Here is an 8,113-nt window from a genome sequence, read left to right on the forward strand (position 1 = left end):
GCCGCGCGCCCTGAGCCCCGTCGTCAGGGCGCGCGCCGCCATGAAGACCCCCGCGAAGGCCGCCCACAGCCACGCGAGGCCCGCGGCGCCGTCGGGCGCGAGCTCACGGACCGCCAGCGCGAACGGCACGTACACGACGAACGTGACCATGCCCGCCCACGCGAGGTAGCGGCCGTCCCCGGCCCCGATGAGCACCCCGTCCAGGACGAACACCCACCCCGCCATCGGCAGCAGCAGCCCGCACACGGCCATGCCGAGCGCGACGGCGGCACGCACGTCGGGGTCGGACGTGAAGAACAGCGCGAACCACCAACCGCCGACGGCCATGACCAGGCCGAGCAGCGCGCCTGCCGCGACGCCCCACTGCAGCGTGCGACGCAGGACCGAGCGCACGTGCGACCGGTCGCCCGCTCCCAGGCCGTGGCCCACGAGGGCCTGCGCGGCGATCGCGAGGGCGTCGAGCGCGAAGGCCGCGAGCCCCCACACCGACGCGACCACCTGGTAGCCGGCGAGCGTGACCTCGCCGAGGCCCGTCGCGACGAAGACCGTCAGGAGGATCGCGAGGCGCAGCGAGAGCGTGCGGACGAACAGCGGTGCGCCCGCGCGCGCGTTGGACCAGATCCCGCCCGCGGCGGGGCGCAGGGAGGCGCCCTCGCGCCGGGCCCCGCGGACCACGACGACGCCGAGGACGGCGCCCATGGTCAGCTGGGCGACCGCGGTCCCGATGCCCGAGCCCGCGATGCCCAGGCCCACACCGTAGACGAGCACGACGTTGAGGATGGCGTTGAACGTCGCGCCGCCCGCGGCGACCCAGAGGGGGGTGCGGGTGTCCTGGAGGCCGCGCAGCACGCCCGTGGACGCCAGGACGACGAGCATGCCGGGCAGGCCCAGGCCCGACCACCGCAGGTACACCAGGGCGTGGTGCGCGACCTCGCCCGTGCCGCCCATCGCGCCGATCGCCCAGCCGCCCCCGAACCACAGGGCCGCGGCGAGCACGAGGCCCAGCCCGAGCGCGAGCCACATGCCGTCGATCCCGGACTGGAGCGCCTCGCGCCGGTGGCCCGCGCCGATGCGCCGGGCCACAGCCGCGGTGGTCGCGTACGCGAGGAACACGCACAGGCCGACGAGCGTCAGCAGGACCGTCGACGCGAGGGAGAGCCCGGCGAGCTGCGCGGTCCCCAGGTGCCCGACGACGGCGCTGTCGACGAGCACGAAGATCGGCTCCGCGACGAGAGCTCCCAGGGCCGGGACCGCGAGGGCCAGGATCTGCTTGTCGATGAGGCGGCGGCCCGTGGGCTCGGGCGGAGACGTGGGCGAGGTCTCCACAGGTCCTGTGGACGAAGCGGGTGACCCTGCGGCACCTGGGGCGTCCTGCATGTCCCGGGGGCGGTGCTCGGGTGAACGGGGTGAACGACCGGTGTCCTCGCCCTGACCGGGAGAGGGCTGGCGTGTCGGCGGCGTGTTGCCGGAATTTTCTTCGTCCACATGGCTGAGCCTAGTGAACTGGCTGCTCCCGGCGCTGTACAGGGGAAAACTGGTCACTTGTCCACATGGTTGTCCACAGGACTGTGAACAGCATGGAGGCCTCTGTCCACAGGCTGTCCACACCTCTGTGAACAGGGCCGTTTGCGGGCTGTGGGAGCGCGATCTAGTGTCGCTGAGTCGCACATGCTCGGGCCTTCCGAACGGTCGACGGTGCACCACCAGCGATACCCCTCGACGATGCGGGCGCAGGCGTGTCGGTGGGCCGGAGTAGAACAGACGTGCGACGCAGGACGATACCCGGCCGTGCCGGGGGAGTGAGGGGCCCGCATGTCGATCGACGAGCTCGAGTCGAGCTTTGGACCGCCCGCAGGCAGCGGCGGTCCCGGGTTCGACCGCACCCCGCCACAGGACATCGCCGCCGAGCAGAGCGTGCTCGGCGGCATGCTGCTGTCCAAGGACGCTATCGCGGACGTGATCGAGCAGATCCGCGGCACCGACTTCTACAAGCCGGCGCACGAGTCGATCTACGACGTCATCATCGACCTCTACGGGCGCGGCGAGCCTGCGGACGCCATCACGGTCGTCGCCGAGCTCACGCGGCGCGGCGAGCTGGGCCGGATCGGTGGCGCGCCCTACATCCACGACCTCATGGCCATGGTGCCCACGGCTGCGAACGCGGGTTACTACGCACGCATCGTGCGCGAGCGCGCGGTGCTGCGCCGCCTCGTCGAGGCCGGGACCAGGATCGTCCAGCTGGGGTACGCGACGGACGGCGGCGACGTCGACGACGTGGTCAACAACGCGCAGGCCGAGGTCTACGCGGTCACCGAGCGCCGCACGGCCGAGGACTACATCGTGCTGGGCGAGGTCATCGGCGGGACGGTCGACGAGATCGAGGCCGCCGGGCACCGAGGCGAAGGCATGGTCGGCGTGCCCACGGGCTTCGCGGACCTCGACCGGCTGACCAACGGGCTCCACCCCGGGCAGATGATCGTGATCGCGGCACGTCCGGCCATCGGGAAGAGCACGCTGGGAATCGACATCGTCAGGTCGGCGTCGATCAAGCACAACATGACGTCCGTCGTGTTCTCGCTCGAGATGAGCCGCAACGAGATCACGATGCGTCTGTTGGCTGCCGAGGCCCGCATCCACCTGCAGAAGATGCGCAACGGCTCCATGGGTGAGGACGATTGGCAGAAGCTCGCCGGCACCATGGGCAAGATCTCCGAGGCGCCGCTGTTCATCGACGACTCGCCCAACATGTCGCTCATGGAGATCCGCGCCAAGTGCCGACGGCTCAAGCAGAAGCACGACCTCAAGCTCGTCGTGATCGACTACCTCCAGCTCATGACGTCGGGCAAGCGCGTCGAGTCCCGCCAGCAGGAGGTCTCCGAGTTCTCCCGTGCGCTCAAGCTCCTCGCGAAGGAGCTCGAGGTGCCGGTCATCGCGATCTCGCAGCTCAACCGTGGCGCTGAGCAGCGCACGGACAAGAAGCCCGCTATGTCTGATTTGCGTGAATCTGGCTCTATCGAGCAGGACGCCGACATGGTCATCCTTCTGCACCGTGAGGACGCGTACGAGAAGGAGTCTCCGCGAGCGGGCGAGGCGGACCTGATCGTGGCCAAGCACCGTAACGGCCCGACTGACACGATCACCGTGGCGTTCCAGGGGCACTACGCGAGATTCGTGGACATGCAGGTCTGAGTTCTTTCTTGTCGAGATGCGTCGCGGGCGAGCGTAGTGCGACGATCTGCACTCGTCCCAGTACTGCCGCGAGGCTCACCCTCTATCCGATGCAGAATTCACGTTCGTCAGGGTCAGTCAGGACCGACCATGTCCCATGGGAGTCGGATCGCTCCGTGAGGAGAGTGGCTCCGAGGCCCACGAGGCGTTGGGATTCGAGCACGCGGTCGTCCGCGCGTAGATCGAGGTGGACATCGGTCGGATTCCCTGAGGTGTGTTCTGGTGCCGACTGCACGATGATCAGCATGCCTGCGGCTCTCACGTGGAGGTAACCATTGCCTCCGTCGACGACCTGCGCCCCGAGCGCTTCGGCCCAGAAGTGGGCGAGTCGGTGTGGCTGTGCGCTGTTGAAGGTGACCGCCGAGATGTCGAGGCTCATGGTGGTGACCGTAGTGCTTGTCAGCTGTGCAGGATGACGGCGACCTAGCGCCATTGGCGGACAAGACCGCTCTCGTAGGCAACGATCACGGCCTGCACGCGGTCGCGGACGCCGAGCTTGGCGAGCATGTTCCCGACGTGGGTCTTGACCGTGGTCGCCGAGAGGACCAGGCGTTCGGCGATCTCGGCGTTGGACAGGCCCTCCGCGACGCACCGCAGGACGTCGAGCTCGCGGGGCGTGAGGGTCCGCAGCGCCGGGTTCAGGTCGGCGGTCGCGGTGGCGGTCGTCGGCAGGTGCGGCGCGAAGAGGTCGAGCAAGCGGCGCACGATCCGCGGGGCGACGATCGAGCTGCCTGCCGCCACGGTGCGGATCGCCGCCACGAGCTCTTCTGGCAGTGCGTTCTTGAGCAGGAATCCGCTGGCCCCCGAGCGCAGCGCCGCGAAGGCGTACTCGTCGACGTCGAACGTGGTCAGGACGAGCACCCGGGTCGCGGGGTGCTCCGCGACGATGCGGCGGGTGGCCTCGATGCCGTCCATGCCCGGCATGCGGATGTCCATGACCACGACGTCCGGGGCCAGGGCTGCGGTCTGGGCGATCGCGACCTGGCCGTCGGAGGCCTCGCCGACGACCTCGAGATCGTGTTCGGACTCGATCACGAGGCGAAATCCCAGGCGCAGGAGCGCCTGGTCGTCCACGAGCAGCACCCTCGTCATCTCCGTCTTCCCTCCCGTCCTTCGGTCCTGCTGGGCCCCGCGCCGTGGTCCTGTGCGTGACGCCGGTCGTCGTCGAGCGGCAGCACGACGTGCACACGCCATCCTCCACCGGGTCGGGGACCGACCTCGACGTGACCGCCGAGGAGGGCGGCGCGTTCGCGCATGCCGAGGATGCCCCGCCCGGAGCCGCCACCGGTCCCTGGGCGGATGCCGCCGTCGTCGAGGACCTCGACCTCGAGTCCCGCCGGCCCGCGTCGCACGGCGACCTCGGCGCGCGGGGTGCCCGGGGCATGCCGAAGCACGTTGGTCAGCGCCTCGGTCAGGATGCGGGCGACAGCCAGCCGGAGCGTGGTGTCGTGGGGGAGGTCGATGTCGAGGTCACGTGCACGCACCGGGATGCCGGCGGCCCGGAAGCGTTCCACGATCGTCGCAAGGTCGGCTGCGACGGGCTCCGCGGGTCCGCCGGTCCCCGCGTCGGAGCGATCACCGGGGTCGAGCGCGCCGAGGACGCCTTGCATGTCGGACAGTGCGCTCCGCCCCGTCCGGGAGAGCTCGCGCAGCGCCTCCCGCGAGCGGTCGGGGGCTCGGTCGAGCGCGGCCCCGGCTCCGTCCGACAGAGCGACCATGACCGACACGCTGTGCGCGACGACGTCGTGCATCTCGCGGGCGATCCGTGCCCGTTCGGCGGCTCGCGCGAGCGCGGCGCTCTGGTCGCGCTCGCGCGCTATCGCTGCGTAGCGCTCGACGAGGTCGTGGGCGTGCTGGCGCCTAGCGCGCGCCACCGTACCGGTCGCGACGCCCAGCAGCAGGAGCCCGAGGAGCAGGAGGACCGAGAAGAACCGGCGGCCCGCGGAGAACGGTGGTGCCGGGAGCTGCCGCCCGGGATCGTCGAGCGAGGGCAGTCCGGGATCGCTCCACAGGAGAATCTCGGCGAGGCCGATGTCCTGCCAGTGCCAGAGGGCGACCGTGACGACGAGGAACACTGCGGTGAACGCTATCCAGGTCGTGTGCGGCGTCCGTGTGTCCGCCACGGTGAAGAGCGCGAACGCGAGGCACACCCCGAGGACGCCAAGCACTCCCGAGGTGGCGAGCGAGCCGAGGGCAAGGAGGGTGAGCGCGCCCGTGACCACCAACGGCGACGCTCGCCGCACGGTCAGGAGCACGGCTCCCAGGACGGCCCCGGCTGACCAGACCGCCGGGACCAGGCGTGCTGCGGACGTTCCTGGTAGGAACAAGCCCAGGCCGGTCGACCCCTGGACCGTCATCCGAGCCACCTCGGTCGTCACCAGACCGAGCACGATCACGCCGAGCGCGAGGGCGAGGTCCGTCATCCACGGTCGGGCCGCGACGAAGCGCCCGACGGGGCCCGCGTGCACGACCTGCGTCTCGGTCAGGAAGGACGCGGACTGCGACGCGGGGGTCTGCTGTGGCGCCGCGCGCGGGGTGGGCATGGTCTCCACTGTCCCATCGATCGACCGGCCCGAGAGCTCTGCTGCTTGGCACGGGTCAGGAGAGGTCATGGCGACGCAGACGGTATGCGGCCGCGCCGAGCAGAGCGATGACCCACAGGAGGAGGACGAGCCCGCCGCCCCACGCCCCGAGGTCTGGACCGAAGCTCGTGGCGTCCAGTGCCGCGACCTGAGCGTCGCCCTGGACCATGCGTGCACCGGCCGCCGGCAGCAGGGCCCGCAGGAGATCGGTGAACCGGCCCGGGTTCGCGGCGAGGAACTGGTCGAGGACGAGCAGCAGCATGACCGCCGTGACGAACGCTCCGGTGGCCCGACGCAGGAGCGCGCCGATCGCGAGCCCGAGCAGCGCGACGCCCGTCTGGTGGAGCACGTAGCCCGCGAGCAGGCGCACGGTCTCGGCGTCCGCGGCGTCGACGACGAACCCGGCACCGGCCCGCTGCCCCGACGTGACGAGGAGCGAGGCGCCGACCGCGGCGGCTGCGGTGACGGCCCCCCACCCGGCCGTGACCACGGCCTGACCAGCAAGGACCGGGAGACGTCGGGGGACGGCCGTGAACGTGGCTCGGAAGGTGCCCGTCGCGTACTCGCCCGTACCGACCAGCACGCCCAGGACGAGGGGACCGAACTGCGCGAGCACGTGGCCCGTGACCGCGAGCGACGCCCCGCTCCCGGCGTCCCCCGGTCGGACGAACAGCCCGAGGCCGAAGGCGAGGCCGGCCGCCGCGACGACGGTGGCCACCGCGAGCCAGGCGGTCGAGCGCAGGCTCGTGATCTTGGTCCACTCGGCTGCGAGCACGCGGGGGAGCGTGGGGCCCCGGTCGCTCTCGCGCTCGGGGGCCGTGGTGCTGCCCGCGGCGCGGTCGAGAAGATGGCTCATCGGTCGCCCTCCTCAGGCCACGTCGCGGGCGCGCAGCCGGACCGCGGCGGCCGTGAGGGGGAGCAGGATCCAGCCTGCGAGCACGAGCGCCCCGACCCAGGGACCGAGGTCCGGAGCACCCTCGATGCCGCTGCTTCCCGGTGCTCGCACGAGCAGGTCGGCCGCGCCGCTGGGGAGGAACGTCACCACTGTGTTCACGACGGACTGTTGCGACGGCACGTCGGCCGCAACGGGCGCGGAAGTCGGGCCGGTGACCAGCTCAGAACTCAGGGAGAGGAGGACGGGAAGGACGAGCACGAGCACGACCGTGAGCGCGATGGCGGGGACCGGGCTGCGTAGCAGCGCACCGACCGCCAGGCCGAGCAGTGCCATGGCGACGAGGTACGTCGTCATGCCGACCATGACCTGCGGAGTCCCGTCAGCGGTCAGGTCCAACGAGATGCCCCGCGAGGACGCTGCCGGTACCAGGGCTGCCACGGCGGCACCCACCGTGGCAGCCGCGACCAGGAGTGCGAACGCTCCTGCTGCGACCACCTGCGCGGCGAGCACGGGCAGCCGCTTGGGGACGGCCGTGAGCGTCGAGCGGAACGTGCCCGAGGTGAACTCGCCGGTCCCGGCGAGGATGCCCAGTACCAGCGGGCCGACCTGGGCGAGCAGGAGCCCCGTCGTGAGCGAGTCGAGCGGGACGAACCCCGGGTCGACCGAAGAGGCGTTCGCGGCGAGGTACGTCAGCGCCCACGTCACCACGACCGTCGCGACCGAGATCATCGCCGTCGACCGCAGGCTCGTGAGCTTGGTCCACTCCGAGGTGACGACGCGGGCGAAGTTCGGACCGTGACCCGCAGGGGGGCGGCTGGTTGCGCGCCCGGCCGCAGGACCACCGGGCGCATCTTCCATGGAGGGGCGTGCGAGGGCGCTCATCGGGCTCCCCCAGCAGGCGCGTCGGTCGTGGTGCCGTCGGTGCTGCCGCCTCGGTACTGGACTGCGTCGGCCGTGAGGTGGAGGTAGGTGTCCTCGAGGGATCCTCCGTCGGCGGCGAGCTCCAGGACGGTCGCTCCGCACCGGGCGGCGGCCCCGCCGACGTCGTCGACGGACGCACCCTGGACGTTCAGCACCCCGTTGTCGTGGGGCACCACTTCGGCGCCGAGGCCTACGAGGACCTTCGTGAGCAGGTCAGGATCGGTCGTGCGGACCCGGACCGTGCTCGCGTGCTCGGAGCGCTGGACGAGCTCGGACACCGAGGCGTCAGCGAGCAGCCGGCCCTTGCCGATGATCACGACCCGGTCGGCGCACAGCGAGAGCTCGTGCATCAGGTGCGACGAGAGGAAGACCGTGCGCCCCTCGGCCGCGAGGCTCCGGACGAGCCCGCGCACCCACAGGACCCCGTCCGGGTCGAGACCATTGACCGGCTCGTCGAGGATCAGCGTCTCGGGATCGCCGAGCAGGG

General features: G+C 71.3%; 7 protein-coding genes and 1 pseudogene. 1 reads left to right on the forward strand and 7 read right to left on the reverse strand.

Features of this window, described 5'->3' with window-relative positions; all coding sequences use genetic code 11:
• On the reverse strand, positions 1 to 1,326 hold a 1,326-nt coding region (locus ACFWFR_RS14825; RefSeq protein WP_377623456.1), incomplete at its 3' end, for an MATE family efflux transporter.
• 486 nt (positions 1,327 to 1,812) lie between these two features.
• On the opposite strand from ACFWFR_RS14825, the gene dnaB reads away from it, so the two are divergent.
• Positions 1,813 to 3,189: a replicative DNA helicase gene (gene dnaB / locus ACFWFR_RS14830; protein ID WP_056654050.1), complete on the forward strand. Its 1,377-nt coding sequence runs from the start codon at positions 1,813 to 1,815 to the stop codon at positions 3,187 to 3,189.
• 82 nt (positions 3,190 to 3,271) lie between these two features.
• Here the strand turns inward: dnaB and ACFWFR_RS14835 are convergent, their stop codons facing one another.
• From ACFWFR_RS14835 to ACFWFR_RS14860, 6 genes and pseudogenes are all read right to left on the reverse strand, one after another.
• Positions 3,272 to 3,607 carry a VOC family protein gene (locus tag ACFWFR_RS14835; RefSeq protein WP_377623457.1) on the reverse strand — a complete coding sequence of 112 codons (336 nt, stop codon included), beginning with the start codon at positions 3,605 to 3,607 and terminating at the stop codon, positions 3,272 to 3,274.
• A gap of 44 nt (positions 3,608 to 3,651) precedes the next feature.
• Entirely contained in the window at positions 3,652 to 4,320 is a 669-nt protein-coding gene (locus tag ACFWFR_RS14840; RefSeq protein WP_377623458.1) for a response regulator, read from the reverse strand.
• On the reverse strand, positions 4,317 to 5,771 hold the full coding sequence (locus ACFWFR_RS14845; protein ID WP_377623459.1) for a sensor histidine kinase: 1,455 nt from the start codon (positions 5,769 to 5,771) through the stop codon (positions 4,317 to 4,319). The genes ACFWFR_RS14840 and ACFWFR_RS14845 overlap by 4 nt, the downstream gene beginning before the upstream one ends.
• 55 nt (positions 5,772 to 5,826) lie before the next feature.
• Positions 5,827 to 6,666, reverse strand: coding sequence for a hypothetical protein (locus ACFWFR_RS14850; RefSeq protein WP_377623460.1), 840 nt, complete (start codon positions 6,664 to 6,666; stop codon positions 5,827 to 5,829).
• Positions 6,667 to 6,678: 12 nt separating this feature from the next.
• Complete coding sequence (locus ACFWFR_RS14855; RefSeq protein WP_377623461.1) at positions 6,679 to 7,587, reverse strand: ABC transporter permease subunit; 909 nt, start codon at positions 7,585 to 7,587, stop codon at positions 6,679 to 6,681.
• A pseudogene (locus ACFWFR_RS14860) lies at positions 7,584 to 8,113 on the reverse strand (ABC transporter ATP-binding protein); the annotation flags it as partial. The pseudogene ACFWFR_RS14860 and the gene ACFWFR_RS14855, both read right to left, overlap by 4 nt.

Source organism: Oerskovia sp. NPDC060287 (genome assembly GCF_042726775.1).
Classification (GTDB): domain Bacteria; phylum Actinomycetota; class Actinomycetes; order Actinomycetales; family Cellulomonadaceae; genus Oerskovia; species Oerskovia merdavium.

What these genes read in the sequence shown, in the direction of transcription:
- dnaB (WP_056654050.1), top strand. Translation starts at nt 1,813, where the DNA reads ATGTCGATCGACGAGCTCGAGTCGAGCTTTGGACCGCCCGCAGGCAGC.
- ACFWFR_RS14835 (WP_377623457.1), bottom strand. Translation starts at nt 3,607, where the DNA reads ATGAGCCTCGACATCTCGGCGGTCACCTTCAACAGCGCACAGCCACAC.
- ACFWFR_RS14840 (WP_377623458.1), bottom strand. Translation starts at nt 4,320, where the DNA reads ATGACGAGGGTGCTGCTCGTGGACGACCAGGCGCTCCTGCGCCTGGGA.
- ACFWFR_RS14845 (WP_377623459.1), bottom strand. Translation starts at nt 5,771, where the DNA reads ATGCCCACCCCGCGCGCGGCGCCACAGCAGACCCCCGCGTCGCAGTCC.
- ACFWFR_RS14850 (WP_377623460.1), bottom strand. Translation starts at nt 6,666, where the DNA reads ATGAGCCATCTTCTCGACCGCGCCGCGGGCAGCACCACGGCCCCCGAG.
- ACFWFR_RS14855 (WP_377623461.1), bottom strand. Translation starts at nt 7,587, where the DNA reads ATGAGCGCCCTCGCACGCCCCTCCATGGAAGATGCGCCCGGTGGTCCT.